17 protein-coding genes and 1 pseudogene are annotated in these 24430 nt (G+C 69.3%); 16 read left to right on the top strand and 2 right to left on the bottom strand.

Annotated elements, in window-relative coordinates; all coding sequences use genetic code 11:
• Positions 1–126 precede the first annotated feature (126 nt).
• From A176_RS19380 to A176_RS19365, 4 genes are all read left to right on the top strand, one after another.
• Complete coding sequence (locus A176_RS19380; RefSeq protein ID WP_002639743.1) at positions 127–2706, top strand: DUF4912 domain-containing protein; 2580 nt, start codon at positions 127–129, stop codon at positions 2704–2706.
• A 25-nt stretch (positions 2707–2731) separates the two neighbouring features.
• Entirely contained in the window at positions 2732–4321 is a 1590-nt protein-coding gene (locus A176_RS19375; RefSeq protein WP_002639744.1) for a glycoside hydrolase family 57 protein, read from the top strand.
• 98 nt (positions 4322–4419) lie between these two features.
• Positions 4420–5907, top strand: a complete 1488-nt coding sequence (locus tag A176_RS19370; protein ID WP_002639745.1) for a trypsin-like peptidase domain-containing protein — start codon at positions 4420–4422, stop codon at positions 5905–5907.
• A 22-nt stretch (positions 5908–5929) separates the two neighbouring features.
• The gene (locus tag A176_RS19365) at positions 5930–6520 is read left to right on the top strand and encodes an SGNH/GDSL hydrolase family protein (RefSeq protein WP_002639746.1); all 591 of its coding nucleotides are present in this window, start codon (positions 5930–5932) and stop codon (positions 6518–6520) included.
• Positions 6521–6534: 14 nt separating this feature from the next.
• Here A176_RS19365 and A176_RS19360 read toward each other — a convergent pair whose 3' ends face one another.
• On the bottom strand, positions 6535–8475 hold the full coding sequence (locus tag A176_RS19360; RefSeq protein ID WP_002639747.1) for a GGDEF domain-containing protein: 1941 nt from the start codon (positions 8473–8475) through the stop codon (positions 6535–6537).
• Positions 8476–8626: 151 nt separating this feature from the next.
• Between A176_RS19360 and pgeF the strand changes: the two genes are divergently transcribed.
• The 8 genes and pseudogenes from pgeF (at position 8627) to A176_RS19320 (ending at position 17439) form a co-directional block, all read left to right on the top strand.
• The gene (gene pgeF, locus A176_RS19355; RefSeq protein WP_002639748.1) at positions 8627–9388 is read left to right on the top strand and encodes a peptidoglycan editing factor PgeF; all 762 of its coding nucleotides are present in this window, start codon (positions 8627–8629) and stop codon (positions 9386–9388) included.
• An 84-nt stretch (positions 9389–9472) separates the two neighbouring features.
• On the top strand, positions 9473–10330 hold the full coding sequence (locus A176_RS19350) for a tetratricopeptide repeat protein (RefSeq protein WP_002639749.1): 858 nt from the start codon (positions 9473–9475) through the stop codon (positions 10328–10330).
• Positions 10331–10356: 26 nt separating this feature from the next.
• Complete coding sequence (locus A176_RS19345) at positions 10357–11565, top strand: LysM peptidoglycan-binding domain-containing protein (RefSeq protein WP_002639750.1); 1209 nt, start codon at positions 10357–10359, stop codon at positions 11563–11565.
• 138 nt (positions 11566–11703) lie between these two features.
• Positions 11704–12828 carry a DNA-processing protein DprA gene (locus A176_RS19340; protein ID WP_002639751.1) on the top strand — a complete coding sequence of 375 codons (1125 nt, stop codon included), beginning with the start codon at positions 11704–11706 and terminating at the stop codon, positions 12826–12828.
• An 11-nt stretch (positions 12829–12839) separates the two neighbouring features.
• Positions 12840–15415: pseudogene (gene topA, locus A176_RS19335) on the top strand (type I DNA topoisomerase).
• Positions 15416–15576: 161 nt separating this feature from the next.
• Entirely contained in the window at positions 15577–16314 is a 738-nt protein-coding gene (locus A176_RS19330; protein WP_002639753.1) for a MotA/TolQ/ExbB proton channel family protein, read from the top strand.
• 19 nt (positions 16315–16333) lie between these two features.
• Positions 16334–16855 carry an ExbD/TolR family protein gene (locus A176_RS19325; RefSeq protein ID WP_002639754.1) on the top strand — a complete coding sequence of 174 codons (522 nt, stop codon included), beginning with the start codon at positions 16334–16336 and terminating at the stop codon, positions 16853–16855.
• A 2-nt stretch (positions 16856–16857) separates the two neighbouring features.
• Positions 16858–17439 carry an ExbD/TolR family protein gene (locus tag A176_RS19320; RefSeq protein WP_002639755.1) on the top strand — a complete coding sequence of 194 codons (582 nt, stop codon included), beginning with the start codon at positions 16858–16860 and terminating at the stop codon, positions 17437–17439.
• 43 nt (positions 17440–17482) lie between these two features.
• Here the strand turns inward: A176_RS19320 and A176_RS19315 are convergent, their stop codons facing one another.
• Entirely contained in the window at positions 17483–17875 is a 393-nt protein-coding gene (locus A176_RS19315; RefSeq protein WP_002639756.1) for a TraR/DksA family transcriptional regulator, read from the bottom strand.
• Positions 17876–18149: 274 nt separating this feature from the next.
• Here A176_RS19315 and trmFO point away from each other — a divergent pair, with 274 nt between their 5' ends.
• The 4 genes from trmFO to A176_RS19295 are packed head-to-tail and all read left to right on the top strand — an operon-like array spanning position 18150 to position 24425.
• Positions 18150–19523: a methylenetetrahydrofolate--tRNA-(uracil(54)-C(5))-methyltransferase (FADH(2)-oxidizing) TrmFO gene (gene trmFO, locus A176_RS19310; RefSeq protein ID WP_002639757.1), complete on the top strand. Its 1374-nt coding sequence runs from the start codon at positions 18150–18152 to the stop codon at positions 19521–19523.
• Positions 19523–21160, top strand: coding sequence for a TolB-like translocation protein (locus A176_RS19305; RefSeq protein ID WP_002639758.1), 1638 nt, complete (start codon positions 19523–19525; stop codon positions 21158–21160). The genes trmFO and A176_RS19305 overlap by 1 nt, the downstream gene beginning before the upstream one ends.
• A gap of 60 nt (positions 21161–21220) precedes the next feature.
• Positions 21221–23473, top strand: a complete 2253-nt coding sequence (locus A176_RS19300) for a hypothetical protein (RefSeq protein WP_002639759.1) — start codon at positions 21221–21223, stop codon at positions 23471–23473.
• Between the two features lie 49 nt (positions 23474–23522).
• Complete coding sequence (locus tag A176_RS19295; protein ID WP_002639760.1) at positions 23523–24425, top strand: tyrosine recombinase XerC; 903 nt, start codon at positions 23523–23525, stop codon at positions 24423–24425.
• Positions 24426–24430: the final 5 nt, after the last annotated feature.

The following is a 24430-nucleotide window of genomic DNA, read 5'->3' as shown; positions in this document are numbered from 1 at the left end:
GCAGGATACCTAGCCGCCCCCGGAGTGTCATCGGGTGTTGGTCGAAGAAGGGGGGTCGGGCGAAGAACACATGAAATGCTGGCACGTTGACCCTCTACGACCCGCGACCTAAAGGCCTGCTTGCCCATGGAAGACCTCAAGAGCGTAACGGTCGGCTACCTCAGGGAGTTGGCCCGGAAGCACCTGGGGACCGGTTACAGCCGGATGCGGAAGGAGGAGTTGCTCGCCGCCCTGGCGGCCTACGTCCCCGCGCTGGCGAAGCTCGCCAGGCTCGCGGGCATCCGGGTGCCGGGAAAGCTCGCGGCTCCGAAGGCCGCCTCCAAGGCCCCTGATTCCAAGGCGCCTCATGCCGCCCCCGCCACCCAGACGGCCAGGTCGTCCAAGGCCGCGTCTGGCGTGGAGGCGAAAGAGGCGCCGGCTCCGGGGCAGGGGCGGGTGTCCGCGCCCAAGCGGGTGGCCGCCAAGCGGGCCTCCGAGAAACCGGGGAGCAAGCCGCCCGCCAGACCCGCGACGGTGGTGAACTTCCCTCCGAAGCCCCGTGTGGAGCGCCCGCGTGAGCCCGTCACGCCCGTGGTCTCGTCCTATACGCGACCGGTCGAGCCGAAGCCGAAGGAAGAGGCGGCCCCGGTTGCGAGTCCCAAGCCGGTTCAGCACGCCGCCGAGCCCGTGGTGGAGGGGTTCTTCGTCGCGCGCGTGGCCGGTGAGGACGAGGCGCGTCATCACCACCTGGTGGAGCCCGCGCCCGCGACGGCGCAGGCCCCCGTGGAAGAGGAATCCGAGGGGCTGGGGGCGCTGCCCGCGGGCTACCAAGACGACACGGTGTTGCTGTTGCCACGGGATCCCCACACGCTCTTCGTGTCCTGGGACTTCAGCCTGGGCGCCCGGCTCCGGGCGGAAGACGGCCTGGATGCTCCTCGGCCCGTGCTGCGTGTGTTCGATGGTGAACACGTCATCCGGGAAGAGGCCTTCGTGTTGGAGGCGCCGGGCTTCTACGTCCAGGGGCTGGCACCGGGTGGGACGTACCGCGTGGAGGCCCATTTCATTGGGAGGGACGGGCGGAGCCGGCGCATCGGCGCATCGAGCAACCGCGTGACGCTGCCCCCCATGGGCGTGTCCACGGACCTGACGGTGCGGTTTCTTCGCGTGCCGCCCGTGGTGGAGGCTCCCCCGTCAGTGCCCGCCGCGCGGGCGTTGCCGGACGAGGAGCGCGAATACATCTCCTGGAGGCGGGTGAATCTGCCTGGAAGCGGAGGTGCGTTCGACGTGCCCGAGGTCCATCGCGAACGCAGCGGTGGCGCGCGGGACGACGCGCATCTGGAAGGCGTCGAGCGAGCACCGGGCGCATCGGACCAGCGCTACGTGGGCGCGTCTGAACGCGCGCACGGGGCTTCTGACCAGCGCTATGCGGCGGCGGAAGCGCGTGCGCTCGGGGCTTCGGACATGCGGTATCTCGCGGATGCGGCGCCTCGAACGGAGCGTGTGGCGCAGGGGGCCGTGACGTCGCCGGTTCCTCGTTACCTGGAGACGCTGAGCCGAGCGCCGGGAGCCTCGGACCAACGCTATGTCGAGAGCACTGAGCGCTCGGCGGCGGGTGTCCCTCCGTCCGCTTCGCGCGCCTACCTGGACGTGCGGGGCGTGCCGGGGGCTTCGGACCTGCGTTACGCGGAAGGGGCTCCGCGTCCTGGGGCGGGCGCGGTGGTGCCTCGTGCTCATGAAGGGGCCCCTGTGCGGTTGCCGCATCGCTATCTGGACGTGAGAGGCATTCCTGGCGCCTCGGACCTTCGGTACCAGGACGGCGCGACGGGACAATTCGCGGCCGAGCGCTCGCCGCAGGGATACCTGGATGTTCGTGGCATGCCGGGCGCGTCCGACTTGCGTCATCAGGCGCAGGGGAGCGTCTCGGGGCAAGCCGTGAGCACGGGCGCGCCGCACCGGTACCTGGACGTCAGAGGCATGCCGGGCGCGTCCGACTTGCGCTACCAGGCCAGCGCGGCTCAGCCCCAACTGGGACACGGTCCGGGCGCCTCGGGCGCTTCGGACCAGCGGTACCTGGACCATCCCTCCAGCGTGGCGGGCTCGCCATACCTGGGCCATGTCCCACGCGCATCGGGGGCTTCGGACCAGCGGTACGAGGACCATCCTTACTTGGGCCATGTCCCACGTGCCTCGGGCGCTTCGGACCAGGGTTATCTGGCCACGTCTCCAGGCGCTTCGGACCTCCGTTATCTCGAGACGCCCGAGCGTGCGTCAGGTGCATCCGAGCAGCACTATCAAGAGGCCCCCGGACGCACTCCCGAGGCCGCGACGTGGTCATCTCAGTCGACGCCTCGCGCAGCAGGCGCCGTTGGCAGCCAGCCGGTCGATGACGCGGCAGGGGACCGGGAGCGGGATGCCACCGAACCGAGATTCGCGGAGACACACCCGCGGCGCTCCGAAGCACCGTCGCCTGCCCACGATGCACCTGCTCCTTCCGAGGAGGAGAACCACCGTTACTTCGAGGTGCCTCCACCGTCGCGGAAGCGCGTGACTTCACGGCCTGAAGACACACGGTCAGGTGCCTCGGACGACAGCGAGAACCACCGCTACTTCGAGGTGCCAGCGTCTTCGGCCCGAGTCTCACGTCCGCAACACACGGAGGCAGGGTCGTCGACCGAGGTGTCGGAGCCACTTCCTGGCAAGCCGCCAACGGGCGGCCGCCGTTCATGAACCTGCACGGAGACTTCGAACGACCATGAGCCAGGGCTCCCTCGCGTTGGTTCTCCATGCGCACCTCCCCTTCGTCCGGCACCCCGAGCACGAGGACTTCCTCGAGGAGGACTGGCTCTACGAAGCCATCTCCGAGACGTACCTCCCGCTGCTCCAGGTCTTCGACAAGCTGGCGGAGGACGGCGTCCCGTTCCGGCTGGCGATGACGCTGTCTCCGACGCTCGTCTCCATGCTTCGAGACGAGCTCCTGATGGAGCGTTACGCACGGCGGCTGGACCTGCTCTGCGAGCTGGGCGCGCGGGAAGTCCACCGCACGCGCCATGACGCCACGTTCGGGCCCATTGCCCACTTCTATCGGGACCACTTCGAGTCCCTGCGAGGCATGTTCCACGACCGCTACCGGCGCGACCTGGTCAGCGCGTTCCGCCGTCTCCAGGACGCGGGCCATCTGGACATCCTCACGTGCAACGCCACCCACGGCTTCCTGCCGTTGATGCATCAGGTGCCGGAGGCCGTCCGGGCCCAGGTGACGGTGGCGGCGAATCACTACCGCCAGCACTTCGGCAAGGACCCCGCGGGCATCTGGCTGGCCGAGTGCGGTTACTACCCGGGCCTGGAGCGCCTGCTCGCCAACGAGCGCATCCGGTACTTCTTCGTGGACACGCACGGCCTGACGGACGCGGTGCCCCGGCCGCTGCACGGGCCCTACGCCCCGGTCTTCACCGAGGCCGGCGTGGCCGCGTACGCGAGGGATCCAGAGAGCAGCCAGCAGGTGTGGAGCACCGAGCACGGCTACCCGGGCGACCCGGACTACCGCGAGTTCTACCGGGACATCGGCTGGGACCTGGACCTGGACTACATCCGCCCGTTCATCCAGCCCACCGGTGAACGCAAGAACACGGGCTTCAAGTACTTCCGCATCACCGGCAAGACGGACGACAAGCGCCCGTATGACCCTCGGGCCGCGCGTGAGCGCGCCGCCGTCCACGCGGGCAACTTCCTGTTCAACCGCGAACGGCAGATTGAAGACCTCGCCGCACGCCTTGGGGGCCGAGCGCCTGTCGTGGTCGCGCCCTACGACGCCGAACTCTTCGGTCACTGGTGGTTCGAGGGGCCGCAGTTCCTCGACTTCTTCATCCGCAAGGCCGCGTACGACCAGAAGACCTTCAAGCTGGTGACGCCGTCGGATGACCTGCGGGAGCACCCGGAGAATCAGGTGGCGACGCCGCCGCTGTCCTCGTGGGGCGCGGGGGGGTACGCGGGCATGTGGCTGGACGGCAGCAACGATTGGATCTACCGCCACCTCACGCACAGCGCGAAGCAGATGGTGGCGCTCGCGCGGGACTTCCCGGATGCGGGCGAGCTGCAACGCCGCGCGCTCAACCAGGCCGCGCGGGAGCTGCTGCTCGCGCAGTCCTCGGATTGGGCCTTCATCATGAAGACGGGCACCATGGTGGAGTACGCGCAGCGCCGCACGCGCGAGCACCTCCTGCGGTTCCAGCGCCTGCACGAGCAGCTTCGCGGTGGCAGCGTGGACGAGGGCTGGCTCACCCACGTCGAGAGCCGCGACAACCTCTATCCAGAGCTGGACTACCGCCTCTATCAGCCTGCCTGAGGACCCAGGGAGGAGGGGAGGGGTGGGTGTGTCTTCTTCCCGCCACGACAGGCAGTTGGGCTTGCGGGGCGGCACTTCGGATCTAGCTTGGAGTGCATATGAACCGTTCGACCGTGTCGTTCCGGAAGGCGCTCGTCGCCGCGCTCCTGGTCGCGTTGCCCTCCGCCGCCGTTGCCCAGGCGCCCGCGTCGAGGCCGGCCCCGGCGGCCACGCCGCAGCAGGGGCCGGACAACGTGCTCCAGCCCGCGACGCGAGAGGCCCAGACACTCCCGTCCCTGGCCCCGCTGGTGGAGTCGGTGAAGTCCGCCGTCGTCAACGTGGACGTGCAGGCCCGGGGCAGCGGCATGCCTCGGGGGATGGAGGACAACCCGCTCTTTGACCGCTTCTTCGGCGGCGGACGGGAGGGCGGCAGCCAGCGCCGTGAGCCGCTCCGGCAAGGCGCGGGGTCCGGTTTCATCATCGACCCCAAGGGCCTGATTCTCACCAACAACCACGTGGTGGAGGACGCGGTCACCATCACCATCCGTCTAAATGACGGGCGCAGCTTCAGCGGCGAAGTCGTGGGGCGCGACCCGCTCACCGACGTGGCGCTGGTGCGGTTGAAGGAGAAGGTGGAAGGGCTGCCCACGGTGAAGCTGGGCAACTCGGATGCGCTGCGCGTGGGCGACTGGGTGGTGGCCATTGGCAACCCGTTCGGGCTCGCCTCCAGCGTCAGCCTGGGCATCGTCTCCGCGCGGGCGCGCGAGATTGGCGCCAGCCAGTACGACGAGTTCCTTCAGACGGACGCGGCCATCAACCCCGGCAACTCCGGCGGCCCGCTCTTCGACATGCGGGGCCAGGTGGTGGGCATCAACACCGCCATCGTGGGCGGGGGCTCGGGCATCGGCTTCGCGGTGCCCAGCAACCTCATCAGCTCGCTGCTGCCGCAGTTGCAGAAGGAAGGCTCCGTCACGCGCGCGTGGCTCGGCGTGGGCATCCAGGACCTGACGCGGGACCTGGCGAGCGCGCTCAAGCTTCCCGTGAACGAGGGCGCCATCCTCACGCAAATCATGCCGTCCTCGCCGGCCTCGAAGGCGGGGCTCAAGCAGGATGACGTCGTCATCGCCATCGACGGGAGGACCGTGACGTCCAGCGGCGAGCTGACGCGCACCGTGGCGCTCAAGCGGCCCGGCAGCACCTCCACGCTGACGCTCTTTCGCGACGGCAAGAAGCAGGACGTGAAGGTGGCGTTGGGCACGCGGCCGGACCTGGAGGGCGTGGCCTCCGCGAAGCAGAAGCCGGACGACCAGCAGGAGAGCTCGCGGCGCGTGGGCGTCAGCCTCCAGAACCTGGATGCGCGCACGGCCCAGCAGGCCGGCTTCACGGACAGCAGCGGGGCGCTCATCACCGACGTGGTGCCCGGCTCGCCGGCGGACCGCGCGCAACTGGAGCCCGGCATGGTGGTCATCGAGGCCAACCGCAAGAAGGTGGAGAACGCGGATGCCCTGGCCCGCATCATCAAGGGCGCCGCGTCTGGGAGCACCTTGCTGTTGCGCGTGACAGCGCCCGGTGGCGCGCGCAATCTGAGGGCCCTGCGGGTGCCGTGAGCCCGCGACTGGAGCGCGGCGGATGAGCGTCAACTACGTGGCGCTGGGTGACAGCACGGCGGTGGGCGTGGGCGCCTCGCGAGGCGGCTATCCCGACCGCCTGGCGTCCCGGCTGCGCGCGGCGGGCCTGGCCGTGGGCCTCACCAACTTGGGGCAGAGCGGGGCGCGCATCCGAGACGTCTTCACCGGACAGGTGAAGCGCGCCGTGGCCTCGCAGCCCACGCTGGTGACGTTGGGCATTGGCACCAACGACGTCTGGCGCGGCACGCCGCTGGAGGACTTCCAGGACGACCTGGACCGCATCGCCCGGCGCCTGAAGCAGACCGGGGCGCCGCTGGTGGTGGTGAACCTCGTGGACCTGGCGCTCGCGCCGGTGGCGAAGATGGTGCCCGCGGCCCTGTACGAAGGCCGCATCGAGCCCTTCAACGCCGCCATCGCCGAGGTGGCCCACGCGCACGGGTTGCACCTGGTGGACCTCTTCACCGCCAGCAAGGCGATGATTCCGCACAGCCCGCACTTCTTCTCCAGCGACGGGTTCCATCCCTCGGACGAGGGCTACTCGGAGTGGGCGGAGCTGATGCTGCCCCTGGTGCAGTCGCTGGTGAGCCGCTGAAGCGGCGTCGGAGACTACGCCTTGGCGAGACCGCTCGGCGGCTTGGGCGCGGAGACGGTGGGGGGCTCGGTGGCGCTGGCGGGGGAGTGGGGACCGCGCTCGCGGCCCGGGTGCAGCTCCATGCCGGCTTCATACAGCGTGCTGCGGTTGCGGCCCGTGCGCTTGCTGAAGTAGAGCGCCGCGTCCGCGCAGTCCACCAGCTCTTCCTGGGCGTTGGCGTCCGAGGGGTAGTGCGACACACCGACGGACACGGTGATGTGGTTGCCGGGCAGCCCTGGCTGGGCCAGCGCCACCGACTCCGCCACCGCGCGGCGCAGCTTCTCGGCGACCTCCATGGCCTCCGCCTTGGTGGTCTGCGGCAGCAGCAGCACGAACTCCTCGCCGCCGTAGCGGGCCAGGGTGTCCACCTTGCGCACGCGCAGCCGCAGCACGTCGCACACGCGGCGCAGGGACTCGTCACCCACGCGGTGTCCGGCCAGGTCGTTGATGCGCTTGAAGTGGTCCACGTCCACCATGAGCAGCGCCAGCGGCGTCCCGAAGCGGTTGGCGCGCGCCAGCTCCAGCTCCATGCGCTGGAACAGGTGCCGCCGGTTGGGCACGCCGGTGAGCGGGTCCGTCATGGTGAGCTTCACCGTCTCCGCGTGGAGCCGGGCGTTCTTCACCGCCGTGGCCACCACGTCCGCCACCGCGGTGAGCAGCTCGATTTCCTCCGCGGAGAAGCTGGCCACCTCGGGGCGCTGGAAGTTCATCACGCCCAGCAGCGTCTCCATGTGCACCATGGGCGCGGCCAGCAGCGCGCCGGTGTTCAGCCCACCCTTCACCAGGTCCGGCTTGGCGAACACGCTGGAGCGGTCCGACGTGTCCGGCAGGTACACCGCCTTGCGCGTCTCCGCGGCGCGGCCACAGGCGCCTTCGCCCAGGGCGAAGGTGAGCCCCTCGGCGCCCCGGCCCTCCGGCCACGCGTGCTTGATTTCGAGCACGCCGTCCGGGTTCATCAACATGATGGAGAACTCGGGGATGTGCAGCCGCTCCGTCACTTGCCGGGTGACGGCGTCCAGCAACTCGTCCAGCTCCAGCGTGGCGTTGAGCGAGCGCGCCACGTCGAACAGCAGCGACAGCTCCTTGAGGCGGTCCTCCAGCTCGTCCTTGAGCGCCAGCTTCTCCTTCACCAGCTCCAGGTCGCGGTGGGTGTCGATCTCCTCCGCCTTCATCGACGTGAGCCGCGCCAGCATCTGGTTGAAGGCCGCGCCAAGCTGCGCCAGCTCGTCCGAGCCCCGCGCCTCCGCGCGCACCAGCAAGTCGCCGGCCTCCGCGCGCCGCATGGCCGCGCTCAGCTTGCGCAAGGGCCGGGTGAGCACGAAGTGCAGCCCCAGCCCGGTGAGGGCCGCGAGCATCACCACGAACAGCCCCATGGAGCCAAGCGCCGCGCCGAACACCGTGGAGAGCTGCTGGTGCAGCTCGGGCTCCGTCATGCGGAGCTGGAGGATGCTCGCGCCGGGGACCTCGCTGCCCGTGTGACAGCCCGCGCACTCGGGACCGCCCAGGGGGCGAATCACCTCGGTCATCTGCGCCACGGAGCGCGCGCGCTCGGGGCCAGGGGCGGTGAGGCGCGCGGCCTCCGGATGCACCGAGCCCTCTTCCCCCGCGCGGCGAGACCAGAGGATGCGCCCGTCGGGCGTCAGCACCCGCACGTCCTCCACGGAGCGGAACAGCCGCGTGTCGGAGCGCATCACCTCCGTGACGGCGCTGTGGGCCGGGGTGCCTCGCGCCTGCGGAAGCGTGAAGGTGGAGGCGACGAACTCCGCGAGCGCCAGGGACTCCACCTGCGTCGCGTCCTGCACGGAGACCCGCGCCTCACGCCAGAAGTGGCCAACACCCAGCAGTGCCACGAGCAGGCCCGGCAGGGCGATGCTCCACAGCAACTTGCGACCAATGGTGTCGGGACCCAGGGGCATGTGGATGCTCGCGGCTCTCGAGCGCAGCGGGAGGCCACGAATTGTCAGTTGGCTGACACGACCTGTCAAACGAAGCGGTGAAACATCCTACGATTGCGCTGACGCTGGATCACCTCCTGATGCGTCAGCGAGGTGGATTCCTGGAGATTCCATGTCGACCGAGTTCCTCACGTCCTCGTTGTTGCCCGTGCCACACGGCTTCACCACCCGCGCGGGCGGCGTGTCCGAGGGCCCCTTTGCGTCGCTCAACCTGGGCTTCTCCGTGGGGGATGAACGGGCGCGCGTGGAAGAGAACCACCGGCGTCTGGCGGAGGCCGCGGGCGCGGCGCTCGGGGCGTTGAGCCGGGTGTCCCAGGTGCATGGGGACCGCGTGCAGGAGGCCCGGGGCGGGGAAGGGGACGCGGGGCTGCGGCCCACGGAGGGCGAGGCGGACGGGCTGTGGACGCAGACGCCCGAGCACTGGGTGGCGGTGGGCACGGCGGATTGCGTGCCGGTGCTGTTGGTGGACCCGGACGGGCGGCGCGTGGCCGCGGTGCACTCCGGGTGGCGGGGCACGGACGCGGACATCAGCGCGCGCGCCGTGGAGCTGCTGGTGGCGCGGGGGGGCCGGCCGGAGCGGCTGCTGGCGGCGGTGGGGCCGGCGATACAGGCCTGTTGCTACGAGGTGTCGGATGAGCTGGGACAGCGCTTCCGCGCGCGTTTCGGGCCGGAGGTGGTGGTGACGAAGGGGGCCCGGGCGCACCTGGATTTGACGCGGGCGGTGCGGCTGTCCCTGGAGCGGGCGGGGCTGAAGGCCGCGCACGTGGACGTGCTACAGGCGTGTACCGCGTGTGACGCGACGCGGTTCTTCTCCCACCGGCGGGACGCGGGGCGCACGGGGCGCCACCTCAATTACGTGGTACACCGCTTCTAGCCACCCGGTGTGGGGGGCCGATTTCTTGACGCTCTCCGACGGGCCTTCCTATCCTCGGGGGGACCCCTCTGCTGAAAAAGGCCCGTGCCCGCGCGCTCCGTCATCTTCCGTCTGCTCGCCGCCGCGCCCCTCTGCGCGCTGTGCGCTTGTGCCACCACCGCCCCCGCTGAAGCGGAGCTGGGCGCGCTGAGGGCCGAGCTGCGCACGTTGCGCGCTTCGCAGGAGCGGCTCAAGGAGCGGGTGGAGCGCCTGGAGGCCCATGACACCGTGGCCCGCGCGGGGAGCGCGAGCGACAGCGGCGCCGCCCGGCCCATCCCGGTGAAGGTGGAGGCCGCGCCCGCGGTGGCGCTGGACGCCACGCCCGAACTGGCGGTGGTGAAGCTCAAGCCGCGGCATGATCCCGCGCCGCGGCTGCCCACCGCCGTCGCGGTGACGGAGCCGGACGACGAGCAGATGGAGATGTTCATCAGCCCCGTCGCCGACGACGCTTCTTCGGGGAGCGCGAGCGGGGCCGCCACCATGGTGGCGTCGAGCGACGACTCCGCGGGGGAGGAGAAGGACCCCGACCTGCTGGAGCTGGAGTTCGACCAGGGCGTGTCGATGCTCCGCACCGGCAACGTGGAGGGCGGGGTGGAGCGGCTGGCGCGCTTCGCCCAGGCGAACCCGCGCCACCCCCGGGCCGACAACGCGCTGTACTTCAGCGGGCTCGGGCAGATCGGCCTCAACGACTTCAAGCAGGCCGCCAAGACGTTCCAGCGGCTCATCGACAGCTATCCCGCCGGGGACGCCATGCTGGACGGCATGCTCCGGCTCGCCGAGTGCCGGATGCGGCTCAACCAGGCCGCGGATGCCAAGGTGCTCTATACCCGCGTCGTCACCCAGTTCCCGGGGACGGCGGCTGCTACCCAGGCGGAACAGCGGCTCGCCGCGCTCCCCCAGTGAAGCTTCTTTTGAAAGGACGTCTCGCGATGCGCTCCCGGATCCTCACCTCGCTGATGTTGAGCCTCGCCGTCGCGCCGGCCGCGCACGCCCAGCAGGAGAACGAGGAGGAGCAGGACCTTGGCGGAGAGATGGACGGCGCCGAGGTGATGGATGAGGTCCCCGAGTCCTCTCGGCCCACCTCCGTCGCCCTTCCTCCGGGCGCGCCGCAGGGCCGCGAGAGCTCCCCGGGCACGGTCCACTCCGTCGAGTCGGGTGACACGCTCTGGGACCTGTCCCAGCGCTACCTGGGCAGCCCCTGGTACTGGCCCAAGGTCTGGTCCTACAACCCGGAGATCGCCAACCCGCACTGGATCTACCCCGGCAACCAGGTCCGCTTCTTCTCCGGTGGGGAAGAGGTCCCCGCGCGGGTGACGGAGATGGTGGTGGACGAGGGCGACGTGACGGCGCCCACGGAGTTCGCCTCCAACAACAACCAGGTCACCGTGACGGGCAAGATTGGCTTCGACGTGGCCAAGTCCGTCCCCGTGACGACGCAGGGCTTCGTCACCCAGCGCGAGCTGGACGAGGCTGGCCGCATCGACGGCTCGCCCTCCAACGCGGTGATGCTGTCCTTCCCGGACAGCGTCTACGTGCGCTTCAAGCGGAAGGGTGACGTGAAGGTGGGGGACCGCTACGTCGTCTTCCACACCACCCAGGCGGTGAAGCACCCGGCGACGGGGCGTCAGTTGGGCTACCTCACCGACTTCGTGGGCACCCTGCGCGTGCAGCGCGTGGGCGACGGCATCGTCACCGCGCAGATCATGGACACCTGGGACGGCATCGAGCGCGGTGACCTGGTGGGCCCCATGGGCGAGCGCCTCACCGAGCAGGTGACGGCGAAGCCGAACTCCAAGCAGGTGGATGGCACCGTCATCACCGCGCTGGTGCCGTACCTCACCATCCTGGGCGAGAACCACAGCATCGTCGTGGACAAGGGCAGCGCGGACGGCGTGGAGCTGGGCAACACCTTCAACATCCTCCGCAAGGGCGACCCCTCGCGCCACGTGCTGGGCCACGACGTGCGCAAGCCGTCCAAGCAGGAGCAGGCCTATCCGTGGCGGAACATCGGCGCGTGCATGGTGACCGAGGTGAAGGAGCGCACGTCCAATTGCCTCATGACCCGCTCGCTGGAAGAGCTCGTTCCGGGCGACCGCGCCCACATGTCGCCGGGCTCGTCGACCTCCGCCAGCCGCTGAGCGGCGGCAGGAAAAGTGCATCCGGCCCCTCATACGGAGGGGCTGAGTGCTTGACCGGTGGCGGTCCGGTGTTTATGTGTCGCGCCCCTCCCAGCGGCCCCACCTTCTATATAGGTGGGTATCGAGCGGGGGACGGGTATGGCGGACGCTGAGACGGACAGCCTCACGGCGGAGCAGCAGGCATGCCTCGCGCTCTGGGCCGTTCCCGGCCTGGGGCCGAGGACGCTGGCCGCCCTGCGCGCGTTCGCTGACGGAAGCCTCTCCCCCTTGGTCGCGACTCCTGTACGAGACTGGGTGTCCCAAGCGCCGGTTTCACCACAGGTGCGCCGCCGGCTGGCCACCGTGGAGCGCCTCGCGCCGCTGGCGGACCGGGTCCTGTCTGCGTGCCGGGCCTCGGGCATGGGCGTGGCCTTCGCGGGCCAGCGGGCCTATCCGGAGCGGCTGGTCGAGGTGCTGGACGCGCCCCCGCTGCTCTTCTACCGGGGCTCGCCGGGGATGCCTCGGCGGCGGCTGGCCATGGTGGGCAGCCGGCACCCGGATCAGGGCTTCCTGCCCCTGGCGAGGCGCTTCGCCCGGCGGGTGGCGGAGGCCGGGGTGGGCGTGGTGTCGGGGGCGGCGGCGGGGGTGGACCAGGCCTGCCATTGGGGCGCCCTGGACGCGCGGGGAGAGACGTGGGCCTTCCTGGGTTCCGCCCTGGATGCGTTCGACACGGCGCAAGCCCGCCTGCTCCCTCACTTCCTGGACAGAGGGGGCATGTTCTTCAGCGAGCTGCCTCCCGGCGTGCGGGCAAGCACCACGACTTTCCCGCGCCGCAACCGGCTCATCTCCGGGGCATCGGACGCGGTCCTGGTGATGCGGGCGGGGAAGAAGTCGGGGAGTCTCTACACGGCGGAGGCGGGGCGGGCGCAGGGGCGGCCGGTGCTCGCGATGCCGGGCGACGTGCGGCAGGAGGCGGCGTTCGGCTGCAACACGCTGCTGCGGGACGGGCATGCGACAGCGTGCCTGGCGCCGGAAGATGTGTGGAGGGTGCTGAAAGTGGATCCGCTCGCGGCGGTTCCACTCCCAGGGGCACTGGGCTCGTGGGAGGCGCTCTCGGCGGAAGCGAAGGGGACCTTCGCGATGTTGGACCGGGTTCCCCGGAGTTTCGATGAGGTGCTGATCGGCAGCACCCTTTCACCGGCCGCGCTCGTTGGCGCGCTGGTGGAGTTGGAGTTGACGGGGCTGGTCATCCAGCACCCGGGCAGGCTGTACGAAAGAATCTAGGTAGGAGAGTCATGGCCACGCGGACGAAGAAGAAGGTGGAAGAGACTGAGGCGGCCGAGGAGAAGGCGCCCGTCAAGAAGGCCGCCGCCAAGAAGGCCGCCGCAAAGAAGAAGCCTGCGGCCAAGAAGAAGACCGCCGCGAAGAAGAAGACGGCGGCCCGCGGCCGCGCCAAGAAGGGCGATGACGACGAGCTCCCCACCGTCGAGGCCGACGCGGAGGAGGAGGCCACGCCGCGCGGCAAGGGCCCGCACTACCTGGTCGTCGTGGAGTCTCCCGCCAAGGCGAAGACCATCAAGAAGTACCTGGGCTCCGGCTACACGGTGAAGGCGTCCGTGGGCCACGTGAAGGACTTGCCCAAGAGCAAGATGGGCGTCGACGTGGAGCACGACTTCCAGCCCGAGTACACGGTCATCAAGGGCAAGGAGAAGGTGCTCAACGAGCTCAAGAAGATGGCGAAGTCGGCCGACCGCGTCTTCCTGGCCACGGACCCCGACCGCGAGGGCGAGGCCATTGCGTGGCACATCAAGGAGGAGCTCGCGCACCCCGACGCGCTCCGGGTGACCTTCAACGAAATCACCAAGAAGGCCATCCAGGAAGCCATCGCGCAGCCGCGCCAGCTCAACCAGGACAACTACGACTCGCAGCAGACGCGCCGCATCCTCGACCGGCTGGTGGGGTATCAAATCTCCCCGCTGCTCTGGAAGAAGGTGCGCCGGGGCCTGTCCGCCGGCCGCGTCCAGTCCGTGGCGGTGCGGCTCATCGTGGAGCGCGAGGACGAAATCAAGGCCTTCGTCCCCGTGGAGTACTGGACGCTGGACGCGCTGCTGGAGGGCCCCTCCGGTCCGCCGCCGTTCAAGGCCAAGCTGTCCAAGCTGGACGGCAAGAAGGTGGAGCTGAAGGAGCGCGTCTTCACGGAGAACCTGGTCGCCGAGCTGCAGACGGCCAACTTCGTGGTGGCCAAGGTGGACCGCCGCGAGCGCCGCCGCAACGCGCCCGCGCCGTTCATCACCTCCAAGCTGCAGCAGGAGGCGGCCAACCGGCTGTCCTTCACCGCGAAGAAGACGATGACGCTGGCGCAGCGCCTCTACGAAGGCGTGCCGCTGGGGGACGAGGGCCAGACGGCGCTCATCACGTACATGCGTACGGACTCCACGCGTCTGTCCGACGATGCGGTGAAGCAGGTGCGCGAGTTCATCGACGGCAAGTACGGCAAGGAGTTCCTGCCCGACGAGCCCGTGGTGTACCGCAGCAAGAAGAGCGCCCAGGACGCGCACGAGGCCATCCGGCCCACGTCCTTGGAGTATCCGCCGGAGCGGGTGAAGCCCTTCTTCGAGGCGATGGGCGAGGAGGACATGTATCGCCTCTACGAGCTCATCTATAACCGCTTCGTCGCGTGTCAGATGAAGCCCGCCGTCTACGATCAGACGAGCGCGGACATCGCCGCGGGCCGGGCCACCTTCCGCGCCTCCGGCAGCACGCTGAAGTTCGCCGGCTACCTGGCGGTGTACGGCGCCGGCCTGACGCCGGAGGAAGAGGCGGAGAAGGAGAAGGCCAAGGCCGCCGGTGACGAGAACGCCGAGGCGGCTGACGCCGTGGGCGAGCTGCCGGTGCTCAACGATGGCGACGCGCTGAACCTCCAGAAGCTGCTCCACGAGCAGCACTTCACCCAGCCGCCCCCGCGCTTCAGCGAGGCCACGCTGGTGAAGGAGCTGGAAGAGCGGGGCATTGGCCGTCCGTCCACCTACGCCGCCATTCTCTCCACCATCCAGGACAAGAAGTACGTGGAGAAGCTGGAGGGCCGCTTCCGTCCCACGGACCTGGGGAACATGACCAACGAGATGCTGGTCAAGCACTTCCCCACGAACTGGACGTCACCTTCACGGCGACGATGGAGGAGAAGCTCGACCAGATCTCCGAGGGCGGCGCCAACTGGAAGTCGGTGCTGCACGACTTCTACGGGCCCTTCAAGGAGACGCTCGAGAAGGCCGAAGCGGAGATGCGCGACGTCAAGCGGGAGGAGATCAAGACGGACATCCCCTGCGAGAAGTGCGGCAACCTCTTCGTCATCAAGTTCGGGAAGATGGGGCACTTCCTCGCGTGCTCGAACTACCCGGACTGCAAGAACACGAAGGACTTCAAGCGCGACGCCGAAGGCAAGATCGTCATGGTGGAGGAGGAGACCACCGACGAGGTTTGCGAGAAGTGCACCAAGCCCATGGTCATCAAGCGGGGCCGCTTCGGTCGCTTCCTCGCCTGCTCGGGCTACCCGGACTGCAAGACGTCCAAGCCCATCTCCATTGGCGTGTCGTGCCCGGAGTGCAAGGAGGGCTACCTGACGGAGCGCCGCAGCGGACGAGGGAAGATCTTCTTCGGCTGCAACCGCTACCCGGACTGCAAGTTCGCCGCGTGGGACCGGCCGCTGGCCGAGCCGTGCCCCACCTGCGCCTCGCCCTACCTGCTGCAGAAGTTCTCCAAGCGGGACGGCCCGTACGTGGCGTGCCCCAACAAGGAGTGCGACTACCGGCGCGAAATCACCGAGCAGCCAGGCGGCCCGGGTGGGTCGCCCGAGGCCTCCTCGGCTGCTTGAAAGCCCAGTAGTTACATGGGCATGGCCCGTCCTCGGCTTGACAGCCTTGGCGGGCCCGCCCTACAAGTCCAGGCTGCTCCCTCCCCGGGGAACGTCGAGCGGGTGCCCGCTTCCGGACGGGCGCCCCCCGGGGGGCGGGCGTCGAAAGGACTCTGGGCGCAATGATTCCCTCGGTGAGCGAGCTGCTGCTGAACGTGACCTTCGCGGCCACGGAAGGCGGCAAGATGGGCGTCACGGACTCCGTCATCAAGTTCTTCAAGGATGGCGGACCGTTCATGTTCGTGAACCTGTTCTGGCTGGCGTGCTCGCTGGCGGTGGCGCTGGAGCGGGTCGTCACGCTCGTGTTCCGCTACAACCTCAACGCGCCGCCCTTCATGGAGCAGATCGCCAAGCTGGTGCGCAGCGGCAACCTGGACCGCGCCGTGAAGGTGTGCGGCATGGCGCCCAACGCGCCGCTGGCCAAGGTGGTCCGCGCGGGCCTGGTGAACGCCAACCGCGGCGAGGTTGAGGTCTCCAAGGCGGTGGAAGAGGCCATCGTCGAGTACAGCCCCCACGTGTCCAAGCGCATCCCCTGGCTGTGGTCCCTGGCGAACATCGCCACGCTGGTGGGGCTGGTGGGCACCATCTTCGGTCTCATCGGCACCTTCCAGGCGCTGGGCAACGTGCCGGCGGAGCAGAAGCAGGTGCTGCTGTCGGACGGTATCTCCAAGGCGATGAACAACACCGCCTTCGCGCTCTCCATCGCGGTCATCTGCATCGTGTTCCACCTGTTCCTCACGTCGTACGCGAAGAGCATGGTGGAGGGCCTGGAGCTGAACGCGCTCAAGCTGGAGAACCTGCTGTCGCGCCGCGGCTCGGTGGATCCGGGCACCACGGAGCTCGAAGCGCGCGCGTCGTAAGGCGCGAGGGCACGCGGCCATGGCGTTCCACTACTCCCGGCGCAAGCTGAAGGTCCGCGAGGAAGAAGAGACGGGCGAGCTGAACATCGTCCCGTACCTCGACATCCTCATGAACCTCATCATCTTCATGCTGCTGTCCATCACCGGGCTGGCGACGTTCGGCATCATCAACGTCAACGCCCCCGCCTACGGCGGACCGACGACGGGCATGGCGCAGGAGAACCCGGACGACGGGCCCAAGCTGACGCTGTCGGTGCTCATCTCGAAGAAGGGGCACTTCGTCAGCAGTGAGAACGCCATCCTCGGGGAGGCCGGCGCGCCCACCATCCCGGTGAAGGCGGATGGGGCGCACGACTTCGGCGCGCTCAACGCGAAGATGGTGGAGATCAAATCCGCCTTCCCGCAGGAGACGAAGGTCATCGTGGGCGCGGACCCGGACGTCCCCTACGAGACGCTGACGCAGACGCTGGACGCCATCCGCGAGACGCAGGGCCGCGAGCGCCGGCTGCTGTTCCCGGACGTCACGCTGGGAGCCATCTAGCCATGGCCGAGCCGACGACACCCGCGCTGGACACGCCCGACGCGGAGACGGTGGCGCGGCTGAGCTTCCGCCGGGCGCTGGCGCGCAAGAAGCGCAAGGAGCGTGAGGCGGCGGGGGAGATCAAGGAGCTGAACATCACCGCGATGATGGACATGATGACCATCCTCCTGGTGTTCCTGCTCAAGTCCTTCGCGTCGTCGTCCGCGGCGGTGACGGCGTCCGAGGACGTGCGTCCGCCGGTGTCCTCCACGCGCGCGACGCCCCGCGACACGGTGGCCGTCACGATCACCCCCAAGAACGTCCTGGTGGGCGAGCGGGAAGTCCTGCGGCTGCAGAACGGCCAGTTCCCCGCGGACCTGCTTCAGGGCCGGCTGGTGCTGCCGCTGGACGCGCAGTTGAAGAAGGAAGTGGAGAAGCTGAAGTACATCGCCGCGCGCAACCCGTCGGCGCCCTTCAGCGGGGAACTCTCCGTCATCGCGGACAAGAAGATTCCCTACGACATGCTGCTCACGGTGCTCTACACGGCCGGGCAGAACGAGCTGGAGAACTACCGGTTCGTGGTGCTGCAGAAGGACGGCGAGTAGCACGCTCCCGGGGCGGCACCGGGAGCGCGTACCCGGTGGTCCCTCAGAGGGACGGGCTGGCCATGGGGCCGCCGCGCGTCTCCAGCTCGTGGATGCTGGCGTCCTCTTCGCAGCGGATGGCGAAGGGCAGGGCCTCCAGGCGTTCAATGGGAATCTCGAAGCCGCAGTCCACGCACTCGCCGAAGACGTTCATCTCCATGCGGCGCAGCGCGGCGTCGATGAGCATGATCTCCCGCCGCTGCGCCTCCATCAGGCTGGACAGGGTGTAGTCAGCGAGCTCGGACTGGGCGTTCTCCTCGTACTCGGGGTCGCGCTCCTGGTTCTTCAGGGCGGTGAGCTCGCGGTGCGCACCCTCGTTGGCGCTGAGGATTTCCCGGCGCCGGCGCTGCAGGAGTTCGCGGATCCGGTTCAGGTCCTGGATTCGTCGGGTGGCCATGGCTTCGGTACTCCCAGTCTTCGAGTTCATTTGGCGCTCGCCCGGATGCAGGCCGCCCCCGAGCGGCGAACGCGAGAAACGTAGGGGTTCAACCCAGGTAGGGAAACCGCGCCTTCCAGACGGGGATGGCGGCGGCCTGCTGAGCGGCCGGGCAGGCGCGGGCCCCGAGCGGAGGCGTGGCCTGGTGCACGGCTGAATCGACGCTGGGACAGGGCGTGTCAGTCCTGCTAACAGAGGTGGGACGGCCCCGCGCGCGCGGGCCGGGAGGATGCGGATGTCGGATCAAAAGCAGCGGGTGACGGTGATTGGCGGAGGTCTGGCGGGAACCGAGTGCGCCTACCAGCTCGCCCGCCGCGGGGTGCCGGTGGTGCTGCGCGAGATGAAGCCCCACAAGCGTTCGCCGGCGCATAAGTCGGACGCGCTGGCGGAGCTGGTGTGCAGCAACTCGCTGCGCTCGGACAACCCGGAGAGCGCCATTGGCCTGCTGCACGCGGAGCTGCGCGCCCTGGGCTCGGTGGTGCTGAGCGCCGCGGACGCGAACCGGGTGCCCGCCGGTGACGCGCTGGCGGTGGAGCGCGATGGCTTCTCGGGGGCCATCACGCAGTCGCTGCTGAGCCATCCGGGCGTGGAGCTGGTCGCCGGTGAAGTGGAGCGCCTGCCCGACGAAGGCCCGGTGGTGATTGCGTCGGGGCCGCTCACGTCGGACGCGCTGACGCGGGAGCTGGAGCGCCACGTGGGCACCAAGCTCTACTTCTACGACGCCATCGCGCCCATCCTGTCCGCGGACTCCATCGACATGAACGTGGCGTTCCGCCAGAGCCGCTACGGCAAGGGCGGCGGGGACGACTACCTCAACCTGCCGATGACGAAGGACGAGTACCACCGCTTCATCGCCGAGCTGAAGGCGGGCCAGAAGGTGGTGCCGCACGCTTTCGAGGAACCCAAGTACTTCGAAGGGTGTCTGCCCATCGAAGTGATGGCCGAGCGCGGCGACGACACCCTGGCCTACGGGCCCATGAAGCCGGTGGGGCTGAGAGACCCGCGCACGGGGCAGGACCCCTACGCGGTGGTGCAGCTCCGCATGGAGGACGTGGGCGGCACGTCATGGAACATGGTGGGCTTCCAGACGCGGCTGACCTGGGGTGAACAAAAGCGCATCTTCGCGAACTTCATCCCCGGACTTCAGCAGGCGGAATTCCTCCGGATGGGGCAGATCCACCGAAACACCTTCATCGACTCGCCCCGGCTGTTGTCGAAGGACTTGTCGCTGAAGACGGAGCCCCGGCTCTACTTCGCGGGCCAGGTCTCCGGCGTGGAGGGTTACGTGGAGAGCGCGGCATGTGGATACCTGGTGGCGTTGGCGCTGCATGCGAAGCTGACGGGGACGGAGTGGGTTCCGCCGCCGGCCACCACGGCCATGGGCGCGCTCTTGCGGCACGTGACGGGGGAGGCGCATCCACCGGACTACCCGCACCAGCCCTCCAACATCATCTTCGGCATCTTCCCGCCCATCACCGGCCGCATGAAGAAGGCGGAGAAGCGCGCGGCGTATTCGGCGCGGGCGAAGCAGGACCTGGCGGCATGGCTGCCACACGCGGGCGTCCCGGCAGCGGGCAGCCCCGAGCACCGGGAGCAGAGGAGCGCATGATGCGGCAGGGGCGTCTTTGGACCGTGGGCCTGCTGGCCTCGCTGGTGATGGCCGGCACGGGCTGCAAGCAGGGCGAGAACGGGGGCTCGGAGGCGCCGGGAGTGCGCCGCACCAAGGCCGCCGCGACAGCGGAGAAGCCGCCCCCGCCGGGAGCGCCCGGAGCGGGGCAGGGGACGCTGCTCGCCTCGGGCCGAGTGACGGACCTGCGGGTGACGCCGGATGGCCACTTCGCCACGTACATCGCCAACGGGCAGAAGCCCCGCATGGACGGCATCCCGCCGCAGATGGTGCTGGGCGAGCTGTACGCCGTGCCGGTGGCGGGCGGCGAGCCGCGCAAGCTGGGGGAGGGCGTGACGAACGTCCCCGGCGGGCAGCTCACGGCGCCGGGCTCCAAACACGTGCTCTTCCTGGCGGATTACAGCCCGGCGACGCAGTCGGGCGTGTTGAACGTGGTGGCCCTGGGCGACGCGAAGGCGGCGCCCACGGTGCTGGGCACGGCGGTCAGCTACATGCTGCCCAGCCCGGACGGGACGAAGCTGGCGTACGTGGATGGGGGCAAGCTGAAGCTGGGCGCGCTGCCGTCGGGGCCCTTCACGGACGTGGCGGCGGAGGTCAGCACGGCCCAGTTCACCCCGGATGGGAAGACGCTGCTCTTCAAGCGCCGGCTGTCCGCGGCGGGCGGGCTGGCGGCGGTGTCGGTGGAGAAGCCCGACGCCGCGCCCCTCAAGATCTCCGACCAGGTGGGGGACTACGAAGTCTCGCCGGACGGCCAGCGCGTGGCGTTCCAGGTGCGCAGCGAGTCGGTGCCGGGGCTGTATGACTTGCACCTGGCCGAGCTGCCGGAGCTGAAGGCGAAGCGGCTGGCGGTGGCGTCGGGGGTGTTTGGTTTCTCGCCGGACAGCAAGTGGCTGGCGCGCACGGAGAACGGCAAGCCCAACGTGCCGGGGGACCTGCACCTGGGCCCGGCGTCGGGCGGCGCGGGGCGCAAGCTGGGCGTGCAGGTGGAGAAGCTGGCCTTCTCGCCGGACTCGCAGGCGGTGGGCTTCCTGGAGAAGTACGACTCGACGGCCAACGCGGGGTTGATGTCGGTGGCCGCGTTGCCGGACGGGGCGACGAAGCAGGTGGGCGGCCGCGTGCCCAACTTCGTCTGGGGGGCGGATGGGCGCCACGTCGCGTTCCTGTCACGCATCCTCAAGCCCGCGTACTCCGTGGACCTGATGCTCTACGCCTTGGGAGAGGAGAAGGCCTCGAAGGTGCAACAGGGTGTCTTCGGGTATGGCTTCACGCCGGGGAACAGCCAGGTGGTGTTCCGCTCCAACTGCATCCGGAACGGGCGCTCCTGTGACTTCATGGCGTTGGACCTGCCCAAGCAGGCCGAGGCCCCCAAGACGTGGCTGCAGGGCATCTTCAGCTACAAGGTCTCCACGGACGGGCAGCGGCTGCTGGTGACGTATGCCCGCATGGACTCGGACACCTATGACGTGGCCGTGTACGACGTGAAGACGCAGGCGAAGAAGACGCTGGACCAGGGCGTCCAGGTGCCGGTGTCCTTCGGTGGTGAGAATGACTCACTGGCCGTCTACGCCATCACCCAGGGCCCCAAGGCGGGCGTCTACAGCATCCCCGCAACGCCTTAGTTTTTAGATTGTTGGGGATCGTGCGATTCGCTGGGCGGTGTGCTTACTTCCGCCGCCCGTATGGCTTCGCTCATCTATCGCCGCTACGGCGGCTCGCTCCAGGTGGACATTCCCTCCTTCGACGTGCTCGTGGAGGCGGTCCGCATTCCCGAAACGCAGTGGATTGCCACGGCGTGTCCGCTCGAGGGCCTCAGTTGTGACCCTCGGCTGCTGACGCTGATGGACGCGGACCGCAACGGCCGCATCCGCGTGGCCGAGGTCCGCGGCGCGGTGGACTGGGCCGCACGTCAGCTCAAGGACCGCAGCGGCGCGGATGCCTCCAGCGACGTGTTGGAGCTGGGCGCGCTCAGCGACGAGGCGAAGCCCCTGCGCGACGCGGCGGACCGGATTCTCCGGACGCTGAAGGCCGACGACGCGGGGCGGATTTCGCTGAAGCAGGTCCGCGACAGTGAGAAGGCCCTGCGGGAGTCCGGGCAGAACGGCGATGGTATCGTCGCGCCCGAGCACCTCCCGGAGCCGTTGCGGCCCCTGGCGAAGGAGCTGATGGCCGCCTTCCCCGCGCTGACGAACCGGGCGGGCAAGGCGGGCGTGGATTCGACGCTGGTGAAGCGCTTCCGCGAGGAGCGCGCGGCGCTGCTGGCGCACCGGGAGAAGCAGGGCGCGGCCTTCGTCTGGGGCGACGTCAGCCTGGAGACGGCGAAGCGCGTGCGCGAGGTGGCGCCGCTGCTGGACGCGTACTTCGTGCAGTGCCGGCTGGTGGCCGCGCAGCCCGAGGCGGCGGCCAGCCTGCGCCTGCGCGCGGAGCGGGTGGAAGGCGCGCTGGGAGACGTGGCGGCGCTGGGGAAGGCGGCGGGGGATTTGCCCATCGCGCCGCCGGAGGCCTCGGGTGCGTTGGAGTGGTCCCGCCTGCTGCGGGGCCCCGCGTACGAGCGGCTGGAGGCGTTCCGGAAGGACGTCGCCACGCCGATGACGGGGGATACGCAGCGGCTGACGGACTCGGCGTGGCGTGAGCTGCTCGCGAAGGCGGATGGCGTGCTGGCGTGGCAGACGCAGCATGACGCGAACCCGGTGCGCAAGCTGATGGACACGTTCCCCAACGTGTCTGACGCGGACCTGGACGCCATCGACGCGGCGAGCGCGGCGGACCTCGCGCTCAAGCCCACGCTGGATGCCATTGTTGAACTGGAGCGACTGGTGCTCTACCAGCGCTGGTTGCTGCTGTTCGCCAACAACTTCATCAGCATGCCCAGCCTCTACATGCCCAAGCGCCTGGCGCTGGTGGAGAAGGGCACGCTCATCCTGGGCGGGCGCAAGTACACGCTGTCGGTGCTGGTGACGAACCGGGCCGCGCACTCCACGCTGACGGCGACCGGGACGACGTGCATCCTCTACGTCCAGGTGGCGCCGAAGGACGGGACGCCGGGCTACGAAGTGGCGGTGCCGGTGACGAGCGGGCGGAGCACGGACCTCACGGTGGGCAAGCGGGGCGTGTTCTACGACGTGGATGGTGTCGAAAGTGATGCCACGGTGACGCACGTGGTCCGCCAGCCCGTGTCGCTGTGGGAGGCGATGACCATGCCCTTCGCGCGCATTGGCGACTTCATCACCAAGAAGGTGGAGGGGTTGGCGTCGGCGGGGGAGAAGACCTTCGATACGACGCTGGAGACGGGCTACACGAACGCCGCGAATGCGCCCCAGGTGGCGCCGCCGCCCGCTGCTGCTGCTCCGGCGGCGTCAGGTGGCGGCGGGGCGGGGCTCGCGGGAATCGTGGCGGCCGGTGGTGTCGCCGCGGCGGCCCTGGGTTCGTCCTTCGCGTTCATCATGTCGCAGGTGAAGTCGCTGACGCTGGTGGACCTCATCTCCGCGGCGACGTTGATCGCCATCGTGGTGATGGCGCCCGCGGGTCTGCTGGGTTGGTTGAAGCTGCGCCGGCGCAACCTGGCGTTGCTGCTGGAGGGCTCTGGCTGGGCGTTGAACGACCGGCTGATGCTGACGAAGGAGCTGTCCTCGCTGGTGACGCGGCGCCCGAAGCTGCCGTCGCACGCGCGCGTGGACCGGCTGGACATGGTGCGCTCGGCGCTGGCCCGCCAGCAGGACGACGACGAGTCGGAAGAAGCGTCGGGCTGGACGAAGCTCGCCGTCACGCTGGCGGTGATTTTCGTACTGCTCTGGCAGGTCCGGATTCCGCTCCTGACGTGGTTCTGCCACGCGGGCTGGCTGTCTCAGGACACTTGCCTGGCGGTGCTCCCGTCGAAGGCCGAGCAGGTTCCGGCGGTCATCGTACCCGCCGCGGTGCCCGCCAAGGCGCCGTAGGGCCACCGCGAATCTTGCCAGGAAATCTCCGGCCCGTAGGCTCGTCTCCATGACGAGCCTGTCGCCGCTGCTGGAGAAGTTCCGCTCCCACCTGGAGGACGAGAAGGGCTCGTCCCCGCACACGGTGCGCAACTACCTCATCGACCTCGTCGACTTCGAGCGGTACCTGGTGGAGCGAATGAAGCTGTCGCTCCTGGCCGGGACGCACGCGGCGATTCGCGGCTACCTGGGCACGTTGAGCACGGACCACGAGCCCGCGAGCAGGGCGCGGCGGCTGGCCAGCATCAAGTCCTTCTACAAGTACCTCGTGCGGCAGAAGCTGCTGCCCGCGAGCCCGGCGAAGCTGGTGAAGAGCCCGAAGTTGCCCAAGGCGCTGCCCAAGGTGCTGCCGGTGGAGGAGGTCTTCGCCATCCTGGACATGCCCGACCTGAAGACGGTGCTCGGGCTGCGGGACAGGGCGATCCTGGAGCTGCTCTACGGCGGCGGTCTGCGTATCAGCGAGCTGTGCGGGTTGGACACGTTGGACATCGACCGGAGCGGGCGCATCGTCCGGGTGATGGGCAAGGGCAGCAAGGAGCGGCTCGTGCCGGTGAATGCGCAGTCCATCCGCGCGCTGGAGGCATATCTGGCGCGGCGCGGGGAGCTGCTGGCTGTGATTCGCAAGGACCAAGCGCCCGAGGCGATGTTCCTCAACTTCCGGGGTGGGCGCCTGACGCCGCGAAGCATCGCGCGGCACCTGGACACGTACGTGCTCAAGTGCGCGCTGACGCGGAAGGTGAGCCCGCACGCCATGCGTCACTCCTTCGCCACGCACCTGCTGGGCGGCGGCGCGGACATCCGCAGCATCCAGGAGCTGCTGGGCCACTCGAGCCTGTCCACCACGCAGCGGTATACGCAGGTGACGTGGGAACAGCTCCAGCAGGTCTACGACTCCGCGCATCCGCGGGCGTGATGGGA

This window comes from Myxococcus hansupus (genome assembly GCF_000280925.3).
In the GTDB taxonomy this organism is placed as follows: domain Bacteria; phylum Myxococcota; class Myxococcia; order Myxococcales; family Myxococcaceae; genus Myxococcus; species Myxococcus hansupus.
The sequence above is the reverse complement of the archived record's forward strand: the minus strand, read 5'-3'. Positions and strand labels throughout refer to the sequence as shown.

Bases quoted from the DNA above. Each gene is read 5' to 3' on its own strand.
- A176_RS19295 (WP_002639760.1), top strand. From the start codon at position 23,523: ATGACGAGCCTGTCGCCGCTGCTGGAGAAGTTCCGCTCCCACCTGGAG.
- A176_RS19375 (WP_002639744.1), top strand. From the start codon at position 2,732: ATGAGCCAGGGCTCCCTCGCGTTGGTTCTCCATGCGCACCTCCCCTTC.
- A176_RS19365 (WP_002639746.1), top strand. From the start codon at position 5,930: ATGAGCGTCAACTACGTGGCGCTGGGTGACAGCACGGCGGTGGGCGTG.
- A176_RS19330 (WP_002639753.1), top strand. From the start codon at position 15,577: ATGATTCCCTCGGTGAGCGAGCTGCTGCTGAACGTGACCTTCGCGGCC.
- A176_RS19380 (WP_002639743.1), top strand. From the start codon at position 127: ATGGAAGACCTCAAGAGCGTAACGGTCGGCTACCTCAGGGAGTTGGCC.
- trmFO (WP_002639757.1), top strand. From the start codon at position 18,150: ATGTCGGATCAAAAGCAGCGGGTGACGGTGATTGGCGGAGGTCTGGCG.
- A176_RS19300 (WP_002639759.1), top strand. From the start codon at position 21,221: ATGGCTTCGCTCATCTATCGCCGCTACGGCGGCTCGCTCCAGGTGGAC.
- A176_RS19315 (WP_002639756.1), bottom strand. From the start codon at position 17,875: ATGGCCACCCGACGAATCCAGGACCTGAACCGGATCCGCGAACTCCTG.
- A176_RS19340 (WP_002639751.1), top strand. From the start codon at position 11,704: ATGGCGGACGCTGAGACGGACAGCCTCACGGCGGAGCAGCAGGCATGC.
- A176_RS19325 (WP_002639754.1), top strand. From the start codon at position 16,334: ATGGCGTTCCACTACTCCCGGCGCAAGCTGAAGGTCCGCGAGGAAGAA.
- A176_RS19360 (WP_002639747.1), bottom strand. From the start codon at position 8,475: ATGCCCCTGGGTCCCGACACCATTGGTCGCAAGTTGCTGTGGAGCATC.
- A176_RS19345 (WP_002639750.1), top strand. From the start codon at position 10,357: ATGCGCTCCCGGATCCTCACCTCGCTGATGTTGAGCCTCGCCGTCGCG.
- A176_RS19320 (WP_002639755.1), top strand. From the start codon at position 16,858: ATGGCCGAGCCGACGACACCCGCGCTGGACACGCCCGACGCGGAGACG.
- A176_RS19370 (WP_002639745.1), top strand. From the start codon at position 4,420: ATGAACCGTTCGACCGTGTCGTTCCGGAAGGCGCTCGTCGCCGCGCTC.
- pgeF (WP_002639748.1), top strand. From the start codon at position 8,627: ATGTCGACCGAGTTCCTCACGTCCTCGTTGTTGCCCGTGCCACACGGC.
- A176_RS19305 (WP_002639758.1), top strand. From the start codon at position 19,523: ATGCGGCAGGGGCGTCTTTGGACCGTGGGCCTGCTGGCCTCGCTGGTG.